Genomic DNA, 22,389 nt, shown 5'->3' with positions numbered 1-22,389 from the left:
GTGAATCGATTACATCACACGTTCCTCTGTTTTTTCGGGCTTGCATGCCTAGCCGCTTCAGCGACACGTCCCTATTTCCAGCAGGCGCTTACCTACCGCATTCAGGTTAAACTGGATGACCGGGAGCACATGCTGCGCGGGCAGGTTGCGATCGATTACACCAACCGCTCCGACAGCTCACTGGACGAATTGTATCTACATGTTTGGCCGAACGCTTACCGGGAGGACCGTTCCGGGCTGGCGCGGGAACTTTACGGAAACCAGGATCCCGTATTCGCATTGACCCGACCGGAAGAGCGCGGTTTCATGGACTCGCTGGACTTCCGGTGTGATGGTCAGGATGTACAATGGACCTTCTTTTCAGGAGCTGCCGACATCATTCGAATCAAGTTACAGCAACCGCTGGCGCCAGGTACGAGCATGACCCTTGCCACTCCCTTCCGGGTGAAACTGCCCGACGCAGCAATTTCGAGACTGGGACATGCCGACGGTCGTTATTACCTGACGCAATGGTATCCCAAGCCGGCTGTCTACGACCGAAATGGCTGGAACGCCCTGACGTATCAGAGCTGGGGAGAATTTTACGGAGAATATGCCCGGTATGAAGTCGAGCTGACATTACCGGAGAGTTACTGGGTCGCCGCTACCGGTGTACTCAAGGATCAGGCGGAACATACGCGACGGTTGCTGGCGGACTCCGTTACCCGTGCCGGTGGAGTTGTAGCGAATGCCGGACTTCGGCCGGAAGCAACCAGCGCGGGGATGACCTTGCACTTCGAAGCCGACAGTGTACACGATTTCGCGCTTTTCGCGGCCAAGGACTATCAGGTACTTGCGGACCGGGCTCCGGGGAAACCAGAAATCTGGAGTTTCTATCTGCAGCAGCACGAACAAAACTGGAAACTATCCAACGCCGTACTGCGCCAGGCACTGGACAGTCTGACAAATTGGATCGGTCCGTACCCGTATGCACAACTGAGCGTGGTTGATGTGGATGACATCGCGGGGCGGGACATGGAGTACCCGACCATCGTGGCCATCGGAGCATGCAGCGCCAATCAATTCCTGCAGACGCTTTACCATGAAGCCGCACACCAATGGTTCTATGGAATGCTGGGCAGCAACGAACGTCGGCATCCCTGGATGGATGAAGGCTGGACCACTTACCTGGAGAACCGATTGTATTTGAATACACAGCGACTGGTCAGCTCGCCCAAAGAGTCGAAGTTCTCACAGTGGCTGCGATTGAGCGACGAACCTGAGGATTTCCTGCCGCACCTTCGTCTTCATTATCTGAAAGGCGCAAGCCGGAACTCCGATCCACTTACCGGAGCAGCAGCGCTCTTCTATGATGAAAGCGACTACTATACGGCAGCCTATTCAAAACCGACCTTGGGCATTGTATGGCTGGAAGACGCCTTGGGCCGGGATGTCTTCGACCTTTCGATGCGCAATTACTACCGGGAATGGGCGTTCCGGCATCCACAGCCGGAGGATCTGCAAACCGTTTTCGAACGCGTTTCCGGAAAAAAACTGGATTGGTATTTCGACGATTGGTCGTTCACCAATGCAAAGGCTGATTTTGCGTTGGAAGTAAAAACCGGAAAAGGCGGTATATCACGCGTTACGGTAATGAACAAAGGAGAAGTCAACGGCCCTGTTTCACTTGCCGCATATCGTGACAGCCAATTATTGGAAAAGCGACAGATCAGTACTGCAACGTTCAACCATGCATTTGATTGGAAAACGGATGGCGCTGATTCTTTCGTTCTTGATCCTGAAAACCGTGTACCGGAAGTGAACCGGCGTAACAACTTCAGTCGAGCGCAGGGCATACTCCGAAAAACCGAACCCATCCGGTTCCAGTTCTTCATCGGGCACGAAGTGGACCGTCGCACGACGATCGGCCTGTTTCCGGCAGTGGGCTGGAACACCAATAACGGTTTGCTGCTCGGAGGCGGCTTGCACAACCTGAACTTTGAAGAGAAACCATTCGAAGTGCTGGCGATGCCACTCTACGGAACGGAAGACAAGGAATTGAATTTCGGTGGATTCGTACGCTATCATTTCTATCCTAAAGCTGGCAACCTGCGCCGGATCCGTTTGCAATCCGGCTGGAGCCGATATGCCTACGCGACGGACAGTTACCAGGACACCAGCGGTCGTGTATTAGCCGATGGCGCATTGCACTATTTGAAAGCGGACCATTCCCTGCAATTGAAGTTCATGCATGGGAGCCGGGAAAAAGTGGAATCTCAACTCCGGTTCCATGCCATTCAAATACGAAAAGACCTGCCCTATGCCTACCACTATTCCAAAACGACGCGTGACGATCTTTTCCTGACGGGTTCCTACGAACGGGTAACAGCCTTTCCGGACGCCAGTCATCTCAACGTAGAGGCACAGTGGCATCCGGATATGTACAAAGTCACGCTGACCGAGCAACTGCTGCTTCCCTATCGGAACCCGAAGAAAGGGCTTCGGTTAAGGTTGTTCGGAGGCTACGTTTCGATCAACAACACCTCGGTTGCTGGGCAGGATTTCCGACTACGGCTCAGTGGTTTCGAGGGCGGCGACGATTATCTGTTTCGCGACGTCTTCCCGGGTCGGAATGAAGCAGACGGCGTTTTCAGTCATCAGTTCGTACTCACCGAAGGCGGGTTTACGACACCGATCAGTTACTTTGGAAAGTCCTCCGGCTGGATGCTAACCGCCAGAGCCAGCACGACACTTCCCGGCAAATTGCCGTTCCGGCTGTACCTGGCCGGCGGGAGTTTCGAAGACATCAACGATTTCCGACCGGAATTCGGCAAAGTCAGTTTTGAAGGTGGTGTTGAATTACCGATCCTGGGCGATATTTTTGTCGTCTATTTGCCGGCAGTCTATAGCAAAGACATTCGCGACGCTCTTGACCGTTTAGAGCTCTCCACCGCTGAGACGATCCGCTTCGAATTGCGACTGCGCGAACTTAACCCGATTGAACTTGCCCGAAAATACCTCCAGTGATGTCCGCCGGTAAGAACATTTATTTCGCGTCCGATTTTCACCTCGGCATTCCCGACCGGGCCCGCAGCCTGGAACGTGAACGGCGCATCGTGCGCTGGCTCGAGCAGATTCGTCCGGACACCCGGGAGCTGTATCTCATGGGCGATGTGTTTGATTTCTGGTTCGAGTACAAGACCGTAGTACCACGAGGATACGTGCGCTTGTTGGCAGCCATCGCCGCCTTCACGGATGCCGGTATTCCGGTACACTACTTCACCGGCAATCACGACATGTGGACGTTCGGCTACCTGGAACAAGAACTTGGCGTCCGGCTTTACCGCAAACCGATCGAAGCCGAATACGACGGTAAAAAGTTCTACATCGGACACGGAGATGGTCTGGGACCGGGTGACCACGGATACAAATTCATCAAGAAAGTATTTGCCAGTCCGCTTTGTCAGTGGCTGTTCGCGCGCCTGCATCCGAATTTCGGGATCGGCGTGGCCGATTACTTCTCACGCAAGAGCCGCGTCGCTACCGGTACCGCCGAGGACCGCTACCTCGGAGACGAGCAGGAATGGCTCGTTCAATACTGCAAGGACCTCCAGCAAAACAAGCGATACGACTACATGGTCTTCGGTCATCGTCACCTCCCGCTCGATATGATCGTCGATGGCAAAGGCCGGTACATCAACCTGGGTGATTGGATCCGGTACAACACCTATGCGGTATTCGACGGAAAGGATCTGCAATTGAAAAAGTTCGAAGGCTGAGTCCTGGCGACAACCGCATCGAACGTCATTTTCAGTCGAATCGTTTACGGAGCGAAAGACCAAAGCGTACGTACCATCCGTCTTCCGCGGGTAGTTCAGCGCCGCGCGTATCGACCTTACCGGCACGAAATTGCCGGAAGAGCGAGTGCCCGCCTTCCAGATTGATAGCGATGGAACGAAACGGGTAGAAATCGACAAACGCGCCAAGTTGGGTTTCATTGATGCGCAGGTAGCGCTCACCGGGTATCCGGTAAGAGGTCGTCAGGGCCCGATAGCTCAAACCATGATACCACTTTCGCGACAGTTTTCGCTCCCAGGTAAGCGATCCGGGCAGTATCCCGAAAACCCGGCTTCCATTCTTCCAGGTCCAATCCACCCCTAATAGTGGAAGCACCCACCAGCCGAAGTATTCACGGTTGGCGTAAATTCCGTACCGGAGTCGAAGCTTATCCGAGTACTTCCGGCCGATCAGCAAGGCTGCACCGTATTGCGAAGGGTCGCGCAGGCTTGCCTCATAAGCATTCCAGCGAAAGACGACGGAACCCAGCAAGTCCCATCGGGCTGAGTCAAGCGCGAATAGAAAATTGACCGGTAGTCCGTAGCCGCGCAGGCTCACCGCGGTATCTGATGACCGAACGGTCCATCGGTCAAGGTACGGTGCCACTATGATCGTCCGTTGCGGCGACCGCTTCACTTGCAGCGGCGCTTGTAATTGGACAAAGGAATATTCAGACCGCAACTTCGCGCCACCCGGACTCCCCAGCTCACCGGGACCGGCAAGGTGCCTTGCGCTGAAGAGGTCGAAGTAAGGCTGGCCGCTTCCGGGTAGTGAACCCGACAGGAAAGCCGTTAAAACCAGCAGGAAAAATGGACACCGAATCCGCACGGGCGAAAAATAACGCTTTCCTGACATGACATAGCCATTCAGGGTCGAGTCATCCCGCATATTTCAATAACTTGGGGCAACATGTCACGCCTTCTTCTGCCCGGGCTGTTAGTGGTTTCCCAACTACTCGCTCACTCCTCTTCCACCACTGCGCAGGTCGTCATCAACGAATACTCCGCCTCCAACCTGAACCAGTTTGTTGATGACCATTCCGACTATGAAGACTGGATCGAACTCTACAACAATGATCCTTCGCCTTTTCCGATCGGTGGCTATCACCTGAGCGATGATTCCCTACAACCGACCAAGTACATGATACCGGCCGGCGCAATCATTCCGGGCAACGGCTTTCTTCGCTTCTTTTGTTCTGGCCGGGACCTGACGAACGGCAGTTATTATCATACGAATTTTCGCCTGACGCAGACGAAAAACAACAAGGAGGATATCGTATTCACCGACCCTTCGGGAGTAATTCTTGACGGGTTGCGTTTGGACGTGACGCAATTGGGACACTCCCGTGGCCGGAAGCCGGATGGCGCTACGGACTGGTACGTCTTTACCAATCCAACCCCGTTGACTTCTAACAATGCCGCTTCTGCCTATTTGCGCTATGCGGAGAAGCCCGACTTTTCTCGTTTCCCGGGATTTTACACGACGCCTGACTCCATCACGATCGTCACCCCGGAACCGAACAGTGTCATCCGCTATACCACGAATGGCAATCTCCCGACGGCCAGCAGCACGGTCTACACCGGCCCGATCCCGTTCAACGCAACCATGGTATTGAAAGCCCTGGTCATCAGCGGCGATCCCGCCATCCTGCCGAGCCTGATCGAATTCTCGACTTACTTCATGAACGTCAGTCATACCTTTCCGGTGATCTCGGTTTCCGGATCGCAACTGACCAGCCTTGCCAACGGAAACGGCTCCCTGGAACCCAAAGGAAGTTTCGAATACTTCGATCTTTCAGGCGCTCGTGCGGCAAAGACGTATGGAGAGTTCAACCGGCACGGTCAGGACTCCTGGGTACACAGTCAGCGGAGCCTTGATTTCATCTCGCGCGACGAGATGGGATACAATCACAGCATTGAGCAACGGCTCTTTCAATATTCCTTGCGCCGCAATTTCCAGCGCGTGATCCTCCGCGCCGCGGGCGACGATAACTTTCCGGCCGATTACAATCCCGACAACGCGGGCAGCGCGCACGTTCGCGACGCTTATGTCCACATGCTGGCCAAAAAAGGCGGGATGGATCTCGATGTCCGCAACGCGGAAAAAGTGATCGTATATCTTAACGGACAGTACTGGGGCGTTTACGACATCCGCGAAAATCCCGATGAGCACGACTATACGGAGTACTATTACGGTCAGGACAAGTACCATATCCAGTACATCCTGACCTGGGGAGCGACCTGGGCGGAGTACGGCGGTCAGCAAGCGCTCGACGACTGGGCCGATCTCTACAGTTACATCATGACCCACGACATGAGCGATCCGGTGCATTTCGATTCCGTCATGGCGCAGCTCGACGGGAAGAGCCTGGTCGATTATGTGCTGACCAATGCCATCAGCGTCTGTTCCGACTGGCTCAACTACAACACCGGCTGGTGGCGGGGTCTCGATACGAGCGGAACGCACCGCAAGTGGGGTTACATCCTCTGGGACAACGACGCCACCTTCGGGCACTACATCAATTACACCGGCATTCCGGATATCACCGCCTATGCCGCGCCCTGCGATCCGGAATCGCTCAACGGGCCGTCGGATCCGGAGGGTCACATCCAGGTACTCAACCGGCTCCGGAACAATCCCGTATTCGAGCAGTTCTATATCGCGCGCATGACGGATTTGTGGAACACTGTATTCAGTTGCGGCAACATGATCTCCCAACTGGACAGCATCACGATGATACTGACACCCGAGATGCCGGCCCATTGCAACCGCTGGAGCGGCGACATCGCCGACTGGCAGACCAACATCGCGGCACTGCGCAGTTACATCCTTACGCGCTGCAACAACATGGCGGGCGGCATCCGGGATTGTTACTCACTCAACGGACCGTACATTATTACGCTCGATGCTGACCCGATTGGTGCGGGTTCGGTTCGGTTGAATTCCCTGGTGCATACCGATCTGCCGTGGAGTGGACAATATTTCGGCGGCATGGAGAACATACTTGAGGCAAGCGCGATTTCTCCTTATCAATTCGTGAACTGGACCTCGCCTGCCCAGGTGTTTGCTCCGAACGACAGTGCCGTGCTGACAAGCGTGAACTTTACGTCCAGCGACAGTATCGTCGCGCACTTCAGTTTTGCGACGAATGCCTTCGAGCTGAAGGGCGAGTCGTTGACGGGTTCGGTCTATCCGATTCCCGCTCATGATCGGGCGATACTGGAGTTCAGGCTCCCTGAATCGGGACCGGTGCGTATCCGCGTCTTCAACAGCCAGGGTGCGCTTGTCGCTTCCCCGGGAGACGCGCAACAGCTAGCAGCGGGGTTTCATTCCGTGCAACTGGATCTTGCCAACGCTTCGCTGGCGAATGGGTTGTACTTCGTTGTACTGGACACTCCATCCGGAACCGGCACGTATCGATTGCCTGTGGAACGCTGATTCGACTACTCGCCGGACTGCAGCAGCAGTTCCGGACTGGTGGCGAGTTTTAATCGTCGCTTTGGCAAACTACTGCCGGCCTGTATGCACGCGGCGCCGCCTGGCGTGTTCGCTCCTTCGAAGCGGACAGAGATCCTGTAGATGCCGGCCGGCAACCTGCCGAATTGTACTTGCATCCATGCCATACCGGAGGTATTGCCGTTAACGGAATCAAGTGGTGAATGGAGGTCCCGATCCTTTCCGGAACTGTCGGGCGACGAAGTAAGATTCAGACTTACAGCATTGAAGTTACAGGTCGATTTACACGATTCGCTGTAGTCTTCCGTCACTGCATCGCCACGACCGGGCATCGTTTGCGCCGACAAGCAGGTCACGACCCGAAGACCCAGCGCATCGATCGGTTCAGGCACCCACAGGTAGTAGGACTGTTCCACCTGCTGGTTAACCGTTTCGTGAATGTCGATGCAATCATAAACAGAGACTTCCGACTGAAAAGCTTTGCGCTCCAACGAGTGATTTTGCAGCGGAGCCATCGGAGAAAGCCGTTGTGCCATTGCCCGGTGCTGAGACAGGAAACACGACAACACGAACACGACAATTGCTAAAAGACTGGCGCGTACCCGAACCGGCATACCCCTAATTTACTAAGATTTTCCTGCATCCGTCTAATCGCCTGAGGGTCAATTTTAATTTCCATTTCTCGGACGAGCCTAGCACATTTCACCTACATTTAAACCCATTAACCACACTCCACATGTTTAAAAAAGTACTACAATTCTGCGCCTTGCTCGCATGTTTCTCTTTCGCGATCGAAGCCAAATCACAAGTAGCAGCGATCCCCTTCACTGCAGCGCTTGACACCTTTGCACCCATCTCGGGAACAACCGTAGATGCACCCAACGCGGACGATGTCAGTTACCAGGCATTGCCCATCGGGTTCACCTTCAATCTGGGCGGGCACTCGAGTGATGTCATGTCCGTGAACACCAACGGGTACATCGAACTCGATTCAACCGGCGGCAACAACTTCACGAGCATCCTGAGTGGAAGCCGTAACAACATCGTGGCCGCCTTCGGCGCCGACCTGCGGCACATGCTGGGCACGGCCAGCTTGCAATACGGGACCTATGGAACGGCCCCGAACCGAGTTTGCATCATCCAATGGCTGCACTACTCGTATTTCAACAACGTCGGCGACATCAGCTTTCAGATCCACTTGTATGAAGGGACCAATTGTGTGCGGTTCATCTACGACTCCAATACGCTGAACGGTTCGCCGATGAATACCCAGATCGGTATGCGCGGAACAACCAACCTCGATTATCTTGTATTGGGCGACACCACCTGCAGCTGGGCCAACGCTTATCCATTCCCACTGATCACGACGCTGTTTCCGGTCAGTACCTCCTGTAGCATGCCGTCAGGCTTTGCATTCCACTTCGGCCCCTGCAGCGGCACGGCAATCATGAGCCTGGGCTTTCTTACCGGGACGGTGTACGACGACGTGAATGGTAACGGTGTACAAGACGTTTCGGAAGCAGGCATCCCGCATCATGTGCTGAACATCCAACCGGGCAACCACTATGTTGCCACGGATGCCGCGGGGAACTATTCCTTCTTCTATTTCGACTCGACGATCACCTATACGATCACGGCGCAGCCGATCACCTACTGGAACCAAACCGCTCCGACGGGACCGATTACCTGTCAGCCTTCCACGCAAAGCACGAGCGGACTGGATTTCGCCTTTACGATGATCCCCGGCATCCATGAAGTTTCCATCACTTGTCCGAGCTGGCCTGCACGTCCGGGTCAGGCGGAACCGATGCCGATCTGGTACGAGAACAACGGCACCGCGATCGAAAGCGATACGATCACCTTCGTGATGGATTCAATGTACAGTTACATCAGCGCTACGCCTGCGCCGGATGCGATCAACGGACAAACACTGCTGTGGTACTATTCGAACCTGGCACCCGGACAACGCGGCCATATTCAACTCAGCCTGATGCCCTCGTTAGCCTTGCTTCTGGGTGATTCACTCCATTCGAGCCTCACCATCGGACCGCTGAACGATACGATCCCGGGCAACAACGTGCTGGCGCTCGATCAGCTCGTCTCGCTGGCCTGGGACCCGAACGACAAACTCGCCGAACCGCGCAACGTCATCACCGACGGCGGCCTGCTGCGCTACACGATCCGTTTCCAGAACACGGGCAATGCCGTAGCGTATAACGTAGTCGTGCGCGATACGCTGGATGCCAACCTCGATCCGATGAGCTTCCACCTGATCGGCGCGACGCATCCGATGAATTTCAGCCTCGAGCAGGGTGTGCTCACCTTCACCTTCTATAACATCATGCTCCCCGACAGCGGGACGGATATGGCCGGCAGCAACGGATCTGTTTCCTTTACGATCCGCACCCGCACCGGACTGGCTCCGCTCACCGACATCACCAACACGGCGGGCATTTATTTCGACCACAATCCGGCGGTGATCACCAACACGACCGTCAATACGATTGAGATGCTGACCGCTGTGGCCGGCGTAAGTGCCGGCAACCTGGAGGTGACGGTATCTCCGAATCCGGCAGGAGAACGGGTTCGTCTCCTGTTCGGCAAGAGCCAGCACGAGCAGGGCAACCTCTCGGTACTGACCCTCGACGGTCGCATCGTCATGAGCAAAACCGGACTTCGTTCGGGTGAGTGGGTGGATGTATCGGGACTGGCCACGGGCACCTACCTGTTCAACCTGAGCAGTGAAAGCGGAGTAGCCACGCTGCGCGTAATCCGTCAGTAACAACCTAAAACACTGAAGAGAAGGGAGCTCCACAAGGGGCTCCCTTCTTCGTTTCGGCCCTTCCAACTAAGTAGTTAAAAATCAATGGATAGAAAATTCGACCGAAATTGTCCGTATTGAAATTTTAGCTATTTTTGCACCACTCAAAAACGGACAGCAGATCGTCCTGCTTTTGGGTAAGGTTTTACGACCCGGTTCGGTAGTTCAGCTGGTTAGAATACATGCCTGTCACGCATGGGGTCGCGGGTTCGAGTCCCGTCCGGACCGCTAAGGAGCCATCAGGAAACTGATGGCTCTTTGCTTTTTAGGCCATCGAAGATGGCAGCACAATTAAATAAGTAGTTCAGCTGGTTAGTCCCGATAGCTATCGGGAACATGCCTGTCATCTCGTCATTGATGACGAGACGGGTTCGAGTCCCGTCCGGACCGCCAGAATAAAAGGAAGTCAAGTTTGACTTCCTTTTTCTTTTTCATCCGTTAGCGTAGCCCCGAGTCAGGCTAGGTCCATCTCGTTCATTCGAATTTTCTTTTTGGAGTTCGGGATCCAGACGCAATTTCCGGTTCGTTTTCAGGCTTACATCGAAAAGTATGTTAAAGTCCTTGACAACCGACCATCATTAATCGTAATATTGCGATTAATAGTTAACGCCATGGGCCTCGCCAAGATCGATGAATTCACCCTGCTGGAGAACCGCATCGCGAAATACGCGAAAGCGCTGGGGCATCCTGCCCGGGTGGCGATCCTGCGTTTGCTGTTGAAGCGGCAAGCCTGTGTCTGCGGGGATATCGTGGACGAGCTGCCGCTTTCCCAGTCGACGGTTTCGCAACACCTGAAAGAACTCAAGAACGCCGGACTCATCAAAGGCGAGATCGAAGGGGTGCGCACCTGTTACTGCATCGACGAAGCCGAATGGGATAAGGCCAAAAAATGCCTGGTTGAACTGATGCAGACGCCGCTGACCAATATCCGTTGCTGCTAAAAAAAATTGCCCTAATTAATCGTAATAATACGATATAAAACAACCACTATGGAAACTGCCGATCAACTCAAAAAACTGGTGAAAGAGCAATACACCGAGATCGCCGAACAGGACAAAGCTTCCAACCAGTCCTCCTGCTGCGGTTCGGGCTGCTGCTCGGACGAGGTCTATAACATCATGTCGGAAGACTACGCCGGACTGAAGGGCTATAACCCGGACGCGGATCTCGGACTGGGCTGTGGTCTGCCGACGCAATTCGCCAGGATCCGGAAAGGCGATACCGTCCTGGACCTGGGTTCCGGCGCGGGCAACGATTGTTTCATCGCGCGCGCGGAAACGGGCGATACCGGCAAGGTGATCGGCGTTGACATGACCGAGGCCATGATCGCCAAGGCACGAGCGAACGCCGAAAAGCTGGGCCTGAACAATGTCGAGTTCCGCCTGGGCGAGATCGAAGCGCTGCCAGTAGGCGTGGGCACGATCGATGTGGTGGTCAGCAACTGCGTGCTCAACCTGGTGCCCGACAAGAAAAAAGCCTTTTCGGAAATCAACCGGGTGCTGAAGCCCGGCGGACATTTTTCCATCTCCGACATTGTCCTCGTGGGCGAGCTCCCGGATTCGATCCTCAAGACCGCCGAGCTGTATGCAGGCTGCGTGGCCGGCGCCATCCAGAAAGACGCGTACCTCGGCATGGTGCGGGAAGCCGGATTCGAAAACATCACCCTCCAAAAAGAAAAGGCGATCTCCATCCCCGACGATATCCTCGCGCACTACCTGAGCCCGGAGCAACTGGAGGAATTCAAGCACAGCGGCACCGGCATCTACAGCATCACCGTGTATGCTGAAAAGAAAAAAGACGCCTGTTGTGACAAAGACACCTGTTGTAAATAACCGCCCGCTCATCCCCTTCACCATGAACCCGATCAACGTCCTCTTCCTTTGTATTCACAACTCCGCCCGCAGCCAGATGGCGGAAGCCTATCTGAAAAAATTCGGAGGCGATGCCTACCACGTAGAAAGCGCCGGATTGGAGGCCGGCCGACTCAATCCCCTGGCCGTAGCGGTCATGCAGGAAGACGGGATCGACATCTCACACAACAAGACGAAAGACGTTTTCGAGTTCTTCCAGGAGGGTCGTCGGTACGACTATGTGATCACGGTCTGCGATGAAGCCAGCGCTTCGCGTTGCCCGATCTTTCCGGGCATGCATACGAAGATCCATTGGGGATTCGACGATCCTTCCTCTTTCACCGGTGAAGAACACGAGCGACTGGCCCGCACACGAGCGGTGCGCGATACGATCCGGACAGCCGTGGAAGAATTCGTTCGCAACACGCGGTCAAAAGCCCGGTGAGTTTCCTGCCGTCCAACCAGTCTTCGTTCAACAACTTCCTTTATCACATGTCAGCTGACAACTGTGCTCCCGCCCATCAACGCAAGCGTCTTGGATTCCTTGACCGTTACCTGACCCTCTGGATCTTCCTGGCCATGGTAGTCGGCATCGGACTTGGCCATTTTGTTCCGGCCTTGCCTGCCAGCATCCACGCGCTTTCTTCGGGCAGCGTCAACCTGCCGCTGGCGGTCGGGCTGATCCTCATGATGTATCCGCCCTTTACCAAAGTGCAATACGAAAAGCTACCGTCGGTCTTCAACCGGCCGAAGGTGTTGGGCGCTTCCCTCCTCCTCAACTGGGTGATCGGCCCGGTGTTGATGTTCCTGCTCGCGATCCTCTTCCTGCCGGACAAACCCGCGTACATGACCGGCCTGATCCTGATCGGCCTGGCACGTTGCATCGCGATGGTGATCGTCTGGAACGAACTGGCGGAAGGGAACCGGGAATACGCGGCCGGCCTGGTCGCGTTGAACAGCATTTTCCAGGTCGTGTTCTTCAGCGTGTACGCCTGGTTGTTCATCTCCGTCCTGCCCCCCTTCTTCGGCTTAGCGGGAGCAGCGATCGACATCTCCATCGCAGAAATCGGAAAGAGCGTATTGATCTACCTCGGTCTTCCCTTCGCGGCCGGTTATCTGACCCGCCGCGTCCTGCTCGCGGCTAAAGGAGCAGACTGGTACCAGGAAAAATTCATTCCACGCATCTCGCCCCTTACCCTGATCGTACTCTTGTTTACCATCGTGGTGATGTTCAGTCTTAAGGGCGATACCATTGTGCAGATCCCGCTCGACGTGCTGCGGGTGGCGATCCCCTTGAGCATTTACTTCGCCTTGATGTTCCTCATCAGTTTCCTGATCGGCAAAAAGCTCGGGGCGGATTATTCCGTGAGTACCTCCATCGCCTTCACGGCCGCAGGCAACAATTTCGAACTGGCGATCGCGGTGGCCATTGCCGTATTCGGTATCCATAGCGGACAGGCCTTTGCCGGTGTGATCGGTCCGCTGGTGGAAGTACCCGCGCTGATCGCGTTGGTGAACGTGGCGTTCTGGATCCGGAAGCGGTATTACCCGACCAAATCCTGAGCGCGGCGGGATCGGTGTTCAGATAAACCTATAGGTGGTATCGATCGCCGTCCGGATATCTTCCGGCGCCTTTGTGGCCAGCAAATCGAGCATGCTCTCGTAACCGAGCTTGTAGTCGGTGAGAATGTGCAGCTCGATGCCCGCGCCGCGAAATACCTCGGGCTGGTAAAGCGTCACACCGCCGGGGACGTTGACATAGTCCGTCGCGTTCAGTTGTCGGCAAATTTCCAGGATACGGTCCTGGCCTTTCAGCGATTCCGGAATGTTGAGAGAAGACGAGCGAATGATCCGCGCAGGTAAACCGAGCAGGTCCCTTGTCGCGATGAGTTGGCGTTCGAGATAATCGGTCAGGTCGAGATCGCGCACTTCGAACAGACAATTCAAGGAAGGAAACCTTTCGATCGCCGTGGCAAAGGACGGGAAAGCCTGAGCGCGCGAACGCAATTCCGATTCCCATTCAGTGACGAACCTCACGTAATCGATACGATCGTGAAAGCCGGGCTTTTCGATGGGCAGGGTGAACCAGTCGTACTGACCGTTCCGGTTCAGCAGCTCATTCCGGTGAATGCGACCACGGCGGATGAACTGCACACAATCGTAGATGACGAACACCTGCGCCTTCAGCAGCCGGTAGTAGCCTGCATACGGTAGCAGGTAAGGTTGCATGATGCTGACGGTCATGGGGTGGGCAGGATCTTGAAACAGCCTTTTTCAACGGAAATTCCGAGAAAAAGTATACTCCCAAGGCCTGATTTATTTAGTGGCAATTGTCGTCCGGGGATTAGAAAACAACCTTCTTCCGGGTGTCGACTAAAATCTATTTAGCTGATATACAAAAATATAGGAAATAGATACGTTAACATTGTCACATAGTTATATAACTATATGTATCTTTGTGCCCAAGTTCAACACCATGAAAACGCTCGAAGAACGGGTGAATCCCGAAAAACTCAATAAAGCGGCAGAGATGCTTCGGGTTGCCGCTCACCCACAACGATTGGCCATTCTGGATTTGTTGCGGAGCGGCAAGCACTACAACAACTCCGAATTGCAGGAGCTGCTCGGCATTGAACAACCGATCCTGTCGCAGCACCTTACGTTGATGCGTGACAAGGGATTGCTGAACTGTACCAAAGAAGGAAAGTTCGCCCATTACTCCATCCGCTACGAGGATTTCCATTTCATCATCGACTGCATCGAAAACTGCTGCACAAAACTCTGACCTACGCTTATGACGCTTGAATTACTGGGTTATGCAGGAGCGATCCTGATGGGACTATCCCTCGGCTTGATCGGCGGCGGTGGCTCCATACTCACGGTCCCGATCCTGGTTTATCTCTTCTCGGTCGATGCCGTACTCGCGACCGCCTACTCGCTCTTTGTCGTGGGACTGACGAGCCTGATCGGCTCTTTCAGTCACATGCGGCTTGGGAACATCCACTGGCGCACCGCTATCGTATTCGGAATTCCTTCGATCATCAGCGTTTACCTGACGCGCGCCTATGTCGTACCGGCCATCCCGGACCCCGTCTTTCATCTGGGCAACGCGGCAGTCAGTAAAGCACATGCGATCCTGCTCTTGTTTGCCGTCATCATGCTGCTCGCCTCGTATTCGATGATCCGCAAGCGGGTGGTCATGGAAAACGAAGAAGCGGAACCCCGCTACAATTATCCCCTGATCCTGCTGGAAGGCATCGTGGTCGGCGCGGTGACCGGTCTGGTCGGTGCGGGTGGCGGTTTCCTCATCATCCCGGCCCTCGTACTCCTTGCGAAATTGCCCATGAAACAAGCCGTTGGCACCTCGCTCATCATTATTGCTGCAAAATCACTGATCGGTTTCACCGGCGACCTCAAAGGCAATCAGGTAATCGATTGGCGATTTTTACTTATCTTCTCACTCATTGCCATGGTCGGCATCATCGCCGGCAGTATGTTGTCCCGAAACATCAGCAACGAAAAACTCAAGCCGGCATTCGGCTGGTTCGTGCTGGTGATGGGGGTTTATATTATTGCGAAGGAGATGATGGGGTGAGGAGTGAATAGTGAATAGTGAATAGCGAATAGCGAATAGCGAATAGCGAATAGTAAATGGTGAATCTTGAACGCCGGAGCTTTAGCGTAGACGGGAGTGAATCCTGCCCGCCGGAGCTTTAGCGTAGGCGGGAGTGAATCTTGCCCGCCGAAGCTTTAGCGTAGGAGGGAGTGAATCCTGCCCGCCGGAGATTTAGCGTAGACGGGAGTGAATCATGCCCGCCGGAGCTTTAGCGTAGGCGGGAGTGAACAGTGAATAGTAAAAAAATGAAGCGGTTCCTTTCTCTTTCTTCTGAAGCTTGAGAACACGGAACACGCCTGCCTGCCGAAGCTTTAGCGTAGGCAGGGAACTCGAAACTCGAAACAATAAACAACAATACCCCTCCTCATGATCATCGAACAGATCTACACCGGTTGTCTCGCGCAGGGCGCGTATTACATTGAGAGCGATGGCGAAGCGGCCATCATTGATCCGTTGCGGGAAGTGCATCCTTACTTACAGCGGGCCGAGAAAAACGGCGCGGCGATCAAGTACATCTTTGAAACGCACTTCCATGCCGACTTTGTTTCGGGTCACCTCGACCTGAGTCGTAAGACCGGTGCTCCGATCATTTATGGTCCGAACGCGAACCCCGAGTTCGATGCTATCATTGCGAGTGACAGCCAGGAATTCCAATTGGGCCGCATCCGCATCAAGGTGCTGCATACGCCCGGCCACACGATGGAAAGTAGTTGCTACCTCCTCTTCGACGAGAGTGGCAAGCCGCACAGTATCTTCACCGGCGACACCTTGTTCCTCGGCGATGTCGGACGTCCTGACCTAGCGCAGAAAGCCGCCGATATGACTCAGGAGCAGCTTGCAGGCATGCTCTATGATTCCCTGTATTCCAAAATCCTTCCCTTGCCGGATGATCTGACGGTCTATCCCGCACACGGAGCCGGCAGCGCCTGCGGCAAGAACATGATGAAGGAGACGGTGGACTCGCTCGGCAACCAGAAGAAGATGAACTACGCGCTCAACCAACCGAGTCGCGAAGCGTTCATCGCAGCCGTTACCGACGGTTTGCTGCCCCCGCCTGCTTACTTCCCGATGAATGTCGCCTTGAACAAGAAAGGTTATCAATCGGTAGAAGGCGTCATCAACCGCGGCATGCAGGCGTTGAGCGTAGCCGAATTCGAACACCTCGCGGCAGGTGGCGATGTCTTGTTACTCGACACCCGTACTTCTGGAAATTTCGCATCAGCTTTCATCCCGCGCTCGATCAACATCGCACTGGACGGGCAATTCGCTCCCTGGGTAGGCGCACTCATTCAGGACGTGGACCAGGCCATTCTGTTGATCACCGATCCGGGTAAGGAAGAGGAATCGGTCATCCGGCTCGCGCGCGTCGGTTTCGATAACGTACTCGGCCACCTGGGCGGAGGTATTGACAGTTGGATCAAAGCGGGGAAAGAAGTCGACAAGGTTCATCGGATCAGCCCGGCAGAATTCGCCGCCGAAGTAAAAATCGGCAAGGACGTCGTTATTGACGTCCGTCGCGAAGGAGAATACCGTGCCGAGCATCTGGAAGAAGCTTACAACAAACCGTTGGACTTCATCAACGACTGGTTCCGTGACATTGCCGAGCAAGGACATTTCTTCCTGCACTGCCAGGGAGGCTACCGCAGCATGACCGCAGCCAGCATCCTGAAGTCACGTGGCATCCACGACTTCACTGAAGTAGGCGGTGGATTTGCCGCGATCGCGAGCACCACTTCCCTGCCGCGCACGGACTATGTCTGTCAGTCGAAGCTCCAACCTGTAAAATAATCCAACCACAACCCATGATTCAGCCTCCCCGATCCGGGGAGGCCGGGGTTACCCTTGACTAAACTCATGCAATTCCTCTCCCAACCCTGGCCGTGGTACGTAGCGGGGCCGATCATCGGACTGATCGTGCCTACCCTGCTGCTGATCGGCAATAAAACTTTCGGCATCTCCTCCTCCTTGCGCCACGTCTGCGCAGCGTGTATGCCGGCCAACATTCCTTTTTTCAAATACGACTGGAAAAAGGAGGTCTGGAATCTGTTCTTTGTAGCCGGCATTGCTCTCGGCGGATTGCTCGCTGTTCAGTTACTTTCTTCCGACCAGCCGGTCCGGATCGCGGATGCAACAGCGAACCATCTCGCATCCTTCGGTATCGGAACAAGCAACAGCCTGGTGCCCTCCGAACTCTTCAACTGGTCGGCACTCTTCACCCTCCGAGGTTTCATCCTCATGGTGATCGGCGGATTCCTGGTCGGTTTCGGAACACGATACGCGGGTGGCTGCACCAGCGGACACGCGATCATGGGATTGAGCAATCTGCAGTGGCCGTCACTTGTCGCGACAATCGCTTTCATGGTCGGGGGAATCCTCATGACCTGGTTCATCCTGCCTAACATCCTCTGAAATGTCACCGCTCACTTCCACTTCCTTCCAATCCGGCGCCATTGCCGAGCAGCAGGATTTCGCCAACCGCTCACTCGACGCGATCTGCGTCAATGAATCGCACCTACGGCATCCCTGGTGGTACAACCTGAAATATGCTGTTGTCGGAATCGTCTTCGGAATCGTTTTCGTCAAGGCGGAGATCATCAGTTGGTTCCGCATTCAGGAGATGTTCCGGTTTGAATCCTTCCATATGTATGGTATCATCGGTAGCGCCGTCATCACCGGCCTGTTGTCGGTTCTGATCATCAAGCGCTTCCGTTTGAAGACCATCTATGGTGAACCGGTGGAGATTCATCCGAAGACCTTCAACAAAGGTCAGATCTACGGCGGATTGCTCTTCGGACTCGGTTGGGCCATGACCGGCGCCTGCCCGGGACCGCTCTTTGCGCAGATCGGCAGCGGTGCCACCGTCATATTGGTCACGTTCCTTTCTGCAGTGGCCGGCACCTGGGTTTACGGGTACTTCCGCGAGAAACTTCCACACTGAAAATTCATTCATCATGACCCTTTTCGCTCTTCTACTTGTCAGCGGACTCCTGCTCTACATCGTCCGTGTACTGGAGAAAGCTCACGGGGCGCTCGCGCACGCGAAGGGGATCCCGCACCAACCGCTACCGGCCTTCTTCTATCCGGTCGCTATCAGCCTGGTCATGATCGCTGCCTGGTGGTCAACGCTCGACCAACCGGAGTCATCGTCGGATAAAGAAACAACCGGGACGGCCATGTTGGAAGAAAAGAAAGACAGCCTTTGGCATGCACCCGATACTGCGGACTGGCAGCAACTGAGCAATGTGGAACAACTGCGCTACGGACGCGACCTGATCGCAAACACCTCGCATTACCTCGGTCCAAAAGGAACGGTCGCCGCCATTACCAACGGAATGAATTGTCAGAATTGTCATCTGGAAGCCGGCACAAAGCCATTTGGCAACAATTACAGCGCCGTGTACTCCACGTATCCGAAATTCCGGGAGCGGTCGGGGGCAATCGAGTCCATTCCCAAGCGCGTCAACGATTGTCTGGAACGCAGTCTCAACGGCAAAGCGATCGACACCAGCAGCACGGAAATGCAAGCGATCGTCGCTTATATCCGTTGGCTGGGAACTGGCGTTGAACCGCAGGTGAAGCCAAAAGGATCCGGTCTGCAGGAGCTTGCCTTCCTGGACCGTGCGGCCGATCCGGCTAAAGGCGCGCTCGCCTATTCCGCAAAGTGTCAATCGTGTCACGGAAGTGAAGGGAAAGGCGTTCTGAACGCAGCTGCCAGCGGCTATACCTATCCGCCCTTGTGGGGTGATCACAGCTATAATTCCGGCGCCGGCCATTTCCGGCTTTCCCGCTTTGCGGGTTATATACACGCCAACATGCCACTTGGAGCGACTCACAACAATCCGCAGTTGAGCGAAGAGGAAGCCTGGGATCTGGCGGCGTTCATCAATTCACAACCACGACCGAAGAAAGATCTCCGTAAGGACTGGCCAAATCCGGCTGGTAAACCGATCGATCATCCCTTCGGCCCCTATAGCGACGGATTTTCCGAGGAGCAACACAAATACGGGCCGTTCGGACCAATCAAGAAAGCGCGCAGTACACAACAAGCCGCTAAAGGGAAAACGTTGGCCAGCCGGTAATCGATGCGGAAATACCTTCTCCTTTTCTTCAGCATTTTCTCTGTATTGTTCTCGCAACAGGTAAGCGCCGGCAATACGTCAGATTCGACCGGTTTGCGTTCGGCATTCCTGCGGGGAAAAACCGAGGGCTCGCTGCGTTCATTCTATATGCAGACGATCAATCACCAGCAGCTGCGCGATTATTACGCGCTTGGAACAGCCATTGCCCTGCGGTATGAAACCAGTTCCTTCAAGGGATTCCAATTGACAATCGGCGGTAGTTATTCCTACAACCTCTTGTCGAATGACCTGACCTTAGCGGATCCGATCAGTCGCACATCCAGTCGCTACGAAGTTGGCCTGTTCGATCTGGATAATCCGAAAACGAGAACAGACCTGGCCAGACTGGAAGAACTCAACCTGCGCTATCAGCTTGGATCCTGGAGCCTCACCTGGGGCATGCAAAAAGTCCAGACACCTTTTCTCAATGCACAGGATGGTCGCCTCCGCCCCAACTTCGCCGATGGGGTTTGGTTGCGCTACGGAAAAGCCGAACGAATTCAAGTAGAAGCAGCCTGGTTGTACCGGATGGCTCCGCGCTCCACGACACAGTGGTACACTACCGGACGCAGTTTTGGCATCTATCCCTCCGGACTCAACATCCATGGGAAACCCTCCGCCTATCGTTACGCGGTGAAGACCGACGGGCTGCTGCTCCTCGCAGTGAAGGGAAATGCGAGTCGACGGCTCCGTTGGCAACTCTGGGATTATTATGTACCGAACGTCTTTCACATTTTGCTGGGACAGGCAGACTATCGCACCCGCAAGGCCGCTGGAAAGAACTACGGGTTCGGGGCGCAGCTAACCAGGCAAGACGCTGTGGGCGACGGCGGAAATGCGGATTCCTCGAAGGCATACATCGAAACTGGAAGTGGCACCTGGATACTCAGCGGAAAGGCGGGTATCCTCCGCGACCAATGGCAGGTATGGATCAACTACACCCGCATTGCCGCCGAAAGCCGATTCCTCCTTCCACGCGAATGGGGCCGCGATCCCTTCTACACCTTTCTTCCACGCGAACGCAACGAAGGTCTCGGCGACGTTCATGCCCTGATGGCACAATGGAACTACGGAAAAGAGCAGGCCACAAACCGATTCTTCGTCGCCGCGGGTTATTATCTCCTCCCCGATGCCAATGATGCAGCCCTGAACAAATACGGAATGCCGTCGTATGTACAGGTGAACCTGGAATACCGACGCCACTTCAGCGGCACATTCGAAGGGCTCGATCTGCAGGCGTTGGTCGTGCACAAGTTCAACCAGGGAGAACTGTTCGGAAAGGAAGCCTACCGTTTCAACAAGACGGATATGAGCAACCTCAACCTGGTGCTCACCTATAGCTTCTGAACTCAGAACATCCGCTCGCGCTTGAGCAGGAAGGGCAGCAGCACCTGTTCGAAGCCTTGCCGGATGTCGGCTTCGACGAAATCGATGCGGTATTGACCGCAGCGGAGTTTCAATTCACGTTTGTAATCCGCCATAGCCTGTACATAGGAGGCCCGTACTTCATTGCTGTGCACCTTGATCTCCTGTCCTGATTCCACATCCACGAACCGATAAGGCCGGTTCTCGAACATGAATTCTTCTTCCAGGCGCTTGTCGACCACGTGAAACAGCACCACTTCATGCTTGTTGTACCGCAAGTGCTGCAGGGCCGAAAACAGCTCCTCGGATGAGGCCCGCGAATCCATCATATCGCTGAAGATGATGACGAGCGAACGACGATGAATGGTCTCCGCGATCTCGTGCAGCGCGGATGCCGCGACCGTTTTCTTCGCAAGCTCAAGACCCTTATGACGTAACAGGTCTTCGAATTGGGAGAATAAAAGCTTATGATGCACAGAACTCGAACGGGGCGGTGTGTTCATCTCCATCGTGTCGGAGAAGACGCTGAGTCCGACCGCGTCGCGTTGCATTCGCAGCAGATACGCCAGTGCAGCGGCGGCATGCACCGAGAAATCGATCTTGTTCGGGATCTTCGATTGCCCGGGTTCCGGGAAGTGCATCGAGGAAGAATTGTCGATGACCAACTGACAACGCAGGTTGGTCTCTTCTTCGTAGCGTTTGACGAAGAGCTTTTCGGTACGGCCGAAGAGTTTCCAATCGATGTGCCGGGTCGATTCGCCGGTATTGTAGAGCCGGTGCTCGGCGAATTCCACGGAGAAACCATGAAACGGACTTTTGTGCAGCCCGGTGATGAATCCCTCCACTACCTGCTTGGCAAGCAGTTCGAGGTGACCGAAACGTTGGATCTCCTGTTGATTGACCGGCATGGGATCAAAGATAACGAATCGCTTCGGGCGGTATTGAAAAGCAAAGAGCGGCCAGCCTTGGGGCTAACCGCTCTGCTCTATGCGTCCAGGATCGATCAGGCGATCTGGGCGTTCAATTTATTGGCCAGAATCGACTTCGGTACGGCGCCGACCTGCTTGTCGACTACCTGACCGTTCTTGAAGATCAACAGGGTCGGGATATTCCGGATACCGAAGTTCATCGAAATGTTCGGGTTATGATCCACGTTTACCTTACCGATCACAGCCTTGCCGTCGTATTCTTTGGCGAGTTCTTCCACGATCGGACCTACCATGCGGCAGGGTCCACACCACTCGGCCCAAAAATCGACGAGGACCGGCTTATCGGACTTCATGACCAGTTCTTCGAAATTCTGGTCGTTAATTTCTAATGCCATTTTTCTTTGGTTTTTTGATGTTT

At 54.7% G+C, this 22,389-nt stretch carries 20 protein-coding genes and 1 tRNA gene; 16 read left to right on the top strand and 5 right to left on the bottom strand.

What is annotated here, in order from left to right; translation table 11 throughout:
- Positions 1-3,006 (top strand): M1 family metallopeptidase, encoded by a 3,006-nt coding sequence (locus IPJ96_05360; GenBank protein MBK7909776.1) that lies wholly within the window; start codon positions 1-3, stop codon positions 3,004-3,006.
- Entirely contained in the window at positions 3,006-3,758 is a 753-nt protein-coding gene (locus tag IPJ96_05355) for a UDP-2,3-diacylglucosamine diphosphatase (protein ID MBK7909775.1), read from the top strand. Before IPJ96_05360 ends, IPJ96_05355 begins: the two co-directional genes overlap by 1 nt.
- A gap of 31 nt (positions 3,759-3,789) precedes the next feature.
- Here the strand turns inward: IPJ96_05355 and IPJ96_05350 are convergent, their stop codons facing one another.
- Positions 3,790-4,704 carry a hypothetical protein gene (locus IPJ96_05350; GenBank protein MBK7909774.1) on the bottom strand — a complete coding sequence of 305 codons (915 nt, stop codon included), beginning with the start codon at positions 4,702-4,704 and terminating at the stop codon, positions 3,790-3,792.
- 21 nt (positions 4,705-4,725) lie between these two features.
- Between IPJ96_05350 and IPJ96_05345 the strand changes: the two genes are divergently transcribed.
- A complete protein-coding gene (locus tag IPJ96_05345) occupies positions 4,726-7,254 on the top strand; it encodes a CotH kinase family protein (protein ID MBK7909773.1) in 2,529 nt (842 codons plus the stop codon).
- A gap of 5 nt (positions 7,255-7,259) precedes the next feature.
- Here IPJ96_05345 and IPJ96_05340 read toward each other — a convergent pair whose 3' ends face one another.
- Positions 7,260-7,886, bottom strand: coding sequence for a hypothetical protein (locus IPJ96_05340; protein ID MBK7909772.1), 627 nt, complete (start codon positions 7,884-7,886; stop codon positions 7,260-7,262).
- A gap of 122 nt (positions 7,887-8,008) precedes the next feature.
- Between IPJ96_05340 and IPJ96_05335 the strand changes: the two genes are divergently transcribed.
- The 6 genes from IPJ96_05335 (at position 8,009) to arsB (ending at position 13,506) form a co-directional block, all read left to right on the top strand.
- On the top strand, positions 8,009-10,054 hold the full coding sequence (locus IPJ96_05335) for a T9SS type A sorting domain-containing protein (GenBank protein ID MBK7909771.1): 2,046 nt from the start codon (positions 8,009-8,011) through the stop codon (positions 10,052-10,054).
- 193 nt (positions 10,055-10,247) lie between these two features.
- Positions 10,248-10,321 (top strand) — tRNA-Asp (locus IPJ96_05330).
- A gap of 383 nt (positions 10,322-10,704) precedes the next feature.
- Positions 10,705-11,034, top strand: coding sequence for a winged helix-turn-helix transcriptional regulator (locus tag IPJ96_05325; protein MBK7909770.1), 330 nt, complete (start codon positions 10,705-10,707; stop codon positions 11,032-11,034).
- 48 nt (positions 11,035-11,082) lie between these two features.
- A complete protein-coding gene (locus IPJ96_05320; GenBank protein MBK7909769.1) occupies positions 11,083-11,925 on the top strand; it encodes an arsenite methyltransferase in 843 nt (280 codons plus the stop codon).
- A 22-nt stretch (positions 11,926-11,947) separates the two neighbouring features.
- Complete coding sequence (locus IPJ96_05315; protein MBK7909768.1) at positions 11,948-12,388, top strand: arsenate reductase ArsC; 441 nt, start codon at positions 11,948-11,950, stop codon at positions 12,386-12,388.
- 47 nt (positions 12,389-12,435) lie between these two features.
- Positions 12,436-13,506, top strand: a complete 1,071-nt coding sequence (arsB, locus tag IPJ96_05310) for an ACR3 family arsenite efflux transporter (protein ID MBK7909767.1) — start codon at positions 12,436-12,438, stop codon at positions 13,504-13,506.
- An 18-nt stretch (positions 13,507-13,524) separates the two neighbouring features.
- On the opposite strand, the gene IPJ96_05305 is transcribed toward arsB, so the two are convergent.
- Entirely contained in the window at positions 13,525-14,187 is a 663-nt protein-coding gene (locus IPJ96_05305) for a WbqC family protein (protein MBK7909766.1), read from the bottom strand.
- 232 nt (positions 14,188-14,419) lie between these two features.
- Here IPJ96_05305 and IPJ96_05300 point away from each other — a divergent pair, with 232 nt between their 5' ends.
- From IPJ96_05300 to IPJ96_05270, 7 genes are all read left to right on the top strand, one after another.
- The gene (locus IPJ96_05300; GenBank protein ID MBK7909765.1) at positions 14,420-14,728 is read left to right on the top strand and encodes a winged helix-turn-helix transcriptional regulator; all 309 of its coding nucleotides are present in this window, start codon (positions 14,420-14,422) and stop codon (positions 14,726-14,728) included.
- A gap of 9 nt (positions 14,729-14,737) precedes the next feature.
- Positions 14,738-15,538 (top strand): sulfite exporter TauE/SafE family protein, encoded by an 801-nt coding sequence (locus tag IPJ96_05295; GenBank protein ID MBK7909764.1) that lies wholly within the window; start codon positions 14,738-14,740, stop codon positions 15,536-15,538.
- Positions 15,539-15,925: 387 nt separating this feature from the next.
- The gene (locus IPJ96_05290) at positions 15,926-17,347 is read left to right on the top strand and encodes an MBL fold metallo-hydrolase (protein ID MBK7909763.1); all 1,422 of its coding nucleotides are present in this window, start codon (positions 15,926-15,928) and stop codon (positions 17,345-17,347) included.
- A 66-nt stretch (positions 17,348-17,413) separates the two neighbouring features.
- Positions 17,414-17,968, top strand: a complete 555-nt coding sequence (locus IPJ96_05285) for a YeeE/YedE family protein (protein ID MBK7909762.1) — start codon at positions 17,414-17,416, stop codon at positions 17,966-17,968.
- Position 17,969: 1 nt separating this feature from the next.
- Positions 17,970-18,497, top strand: coding sequence for a YeeE/YedE family protein (locus tag IPJ96_05280; GenBank protein MBK7909761.1), 528 nt, complete (start codon positions 17,970-17,972; stop codon positions 18,495-18,497).
- Between the two features lie 163 nt (positions 18,498-18,660).
- Positions 18,661-19,638 (top strand): c-type cytochrome, encoded by a 978-nt coding sequence (locus IPJ96_05275; GenBank protein ID MBK7909760.1) that lies wholly within the window; start codon positions 18,661-18,663, stop codon positions 19,636-19,638.
- A gap of 3 nt (positions 19,639-19,641) precedes the next feature.
- Positions 19,642-21,024, top strand: coding sequence for a hypothetical protein (locus IPJ96_05270; GenBank protein ID MBK7909759.1), 1,383 nt, complete (start codon positions 19,642-19,644; stop codon positions 21,022-21,024).
- Positions 21,025-21,026: 2 nt separating this feature from the next.
- On the opposite strand, the gene IPJ96_05265 is transcribed toward IPJ96_05270, so the two are convergent.
- Entirely contained in the window at positions 21,027-21,950 is a 924-nt protein-coding gene (locus tag IPJ96_05265) for a DUF58 domain-containing protein (GenBank protein MBK7909758.1), read from the bottom strand.
- A 95-nt stretch (positions 21,951-22,045) separates the two neighbouring features.
- A complete protein-coding gene (trxA, locus tag IPJ96_05260; GenBank protein MBK7909757.1) occupies positions 22,046-22,366 on the bottom strand; it encodes a thioredoxin in 321 nt (106 codons plus the stop codon).
- Positions 22,367-22,389: the final 23 nt, after the last annotated feature.

This window comes from Bacteroidota bacterium, from assembly GCA_016713765.1.
GTDB classification, from domain to species: Bacteria; Bacteroidota; Bacteroidia; order AKYH767-A; family 2013-40CM-41-45; genus Pollutiaquabacter; species Pollutiaquabacter aromativorans.
The sequence above is the reverse complement of the archived record's forward strand: the minus strand, read 5'-3'. Positions and strand labels throughout refer to the sequence as shown.

Bases quoted from the DNA above. Each gene is read 5' to 3' on its own strand.
- IPJ96_05285 (MBK7909762.1), top strand. From the start codon at position 17,414: ATGCAATTCCTCTCCCAACCCTGGCCGTGGTACGTAGCGGGGCCGATC.
- IPJ96_05300 (MBK7909765.1), top strand. From the start codon at position 14,420: ATGAAAACGCTCGAAGAACGGGTGAATCCCGAAAAACTCAATAAAGCG.
- IPJ96_05355 (MBK7909775.1), top strand. From the start codon at position 3,006: ATGTCCGCCGGTAAGAACATTTATTTCGCGTCCGATTTTCACCTCGGC.
- IPJ96_05315 (MBK7909768.1), top strand. From the start codon at position 11,948: ATGAACCCGATCAACGTCCTCTTCCTTTGTATTCACAACTCCGCCCGC.
- IPJ96_05290 (MBK7909763.1), top strand. From the start codon at position 15,926: ATGATCATCGAACAGATCTACACCGGTTGTCTCGCGCAGGGCGCGTAT.
- IPJ96_05295 (MBK7909764.1), top strand. From the start codon at position 14,738: ATGACGCTTGAATTACTGGGTTATGCAGGAGCGATCCTGATGGGACTA.
- IPJ96_05350 (MBK7909774.1), bottom strand. From the start codon at position 4,704: ATGCGGGATGACTCGACCCTGAATGGCTATGTCATGTCAGGAAAGCGT.
- IPJ96_05320 (MBK7909769.1), top strand. From the start codon at position 11,083: ATGGAAACTGCCGATCAACTCAAAAAACTGGTGAAAGAGCAATACACC.
- IPJ96_05335 (MBK7909771.1), top strand. From the start codon at position 8,009: ATGTTTAAAAAAGTACTACAATTCTGCGCCTTGCTCGCATGTTTCTCT.
- IPJ96_05280 (MBK7909761.1), top strand. From the start codon at position 17,970: ATGTCACCGCTCACTTCCACTTCCTTCCAATCCGGCGCCATTGCCGAG.
- IPJ96_05270 (MBK7909759.1), top strand. From the start codon at position 19,642: ATGCGGAAATACCTTCTCCTTTTCTTCAGCATTTTCTCTGTATTGTTC.
- IPJ96_05325 (MBK7909770.1), top strand. From the start codon at position 10,705: ATGGGCCTCGCCAAGATCGATGAATTCACCCTGCTGGAGAACCGCATC.
- IPJ96_05275 (MBK7909760.1), top strand. From the start codon at position 18,661: ATGATCGCTGCCTGGTGGTCAACGCTCGACCAACCGGAGTCATCGTCG.
- trxA (MBK7909757.1), bottom strand. From the start codon at position 22,366: ATGGCATTAGAAATTAACGACCAGAATTTCGAAGAACTGGTCATGAAG.
- IPJ96_05305 (MBK7909766.1), bottom strand. From the start codon at position 14,187: ATGACCGTCAGCATCATGCAACCTTACCTGCTACCGTATGCAGGCTAC.
- IPJ96_05265 (MBK7909758.1), bottom strand. From the start codon at position 21,950: ATGCCGGTCAATCAACAGGAGATCCAACGTTTCGGTCACCTCGAACTG.
- IPJ96_05345 (MBK7909773.1), top strand. From the start codon at position 4,726: ATGTCACGCCTTCTTCTGCCCGGGCTGTTAGTGGTTTCCCAACTACTC.
- arsB (MBK7909767.1), top strand. From the start codon at position 12,436: ATGTCAGCTGACAACTGTGCTCCCGCCCATCAACGCAAGCGTCTTGGA.
- IPJ96_05340 (MBK7909772.1), bottom strand. From the start codon at position 7,886: ATGCCGGTTCGGGTACGCGCCAGTCTTTTAGCAATTGTCGTGTTCGTG.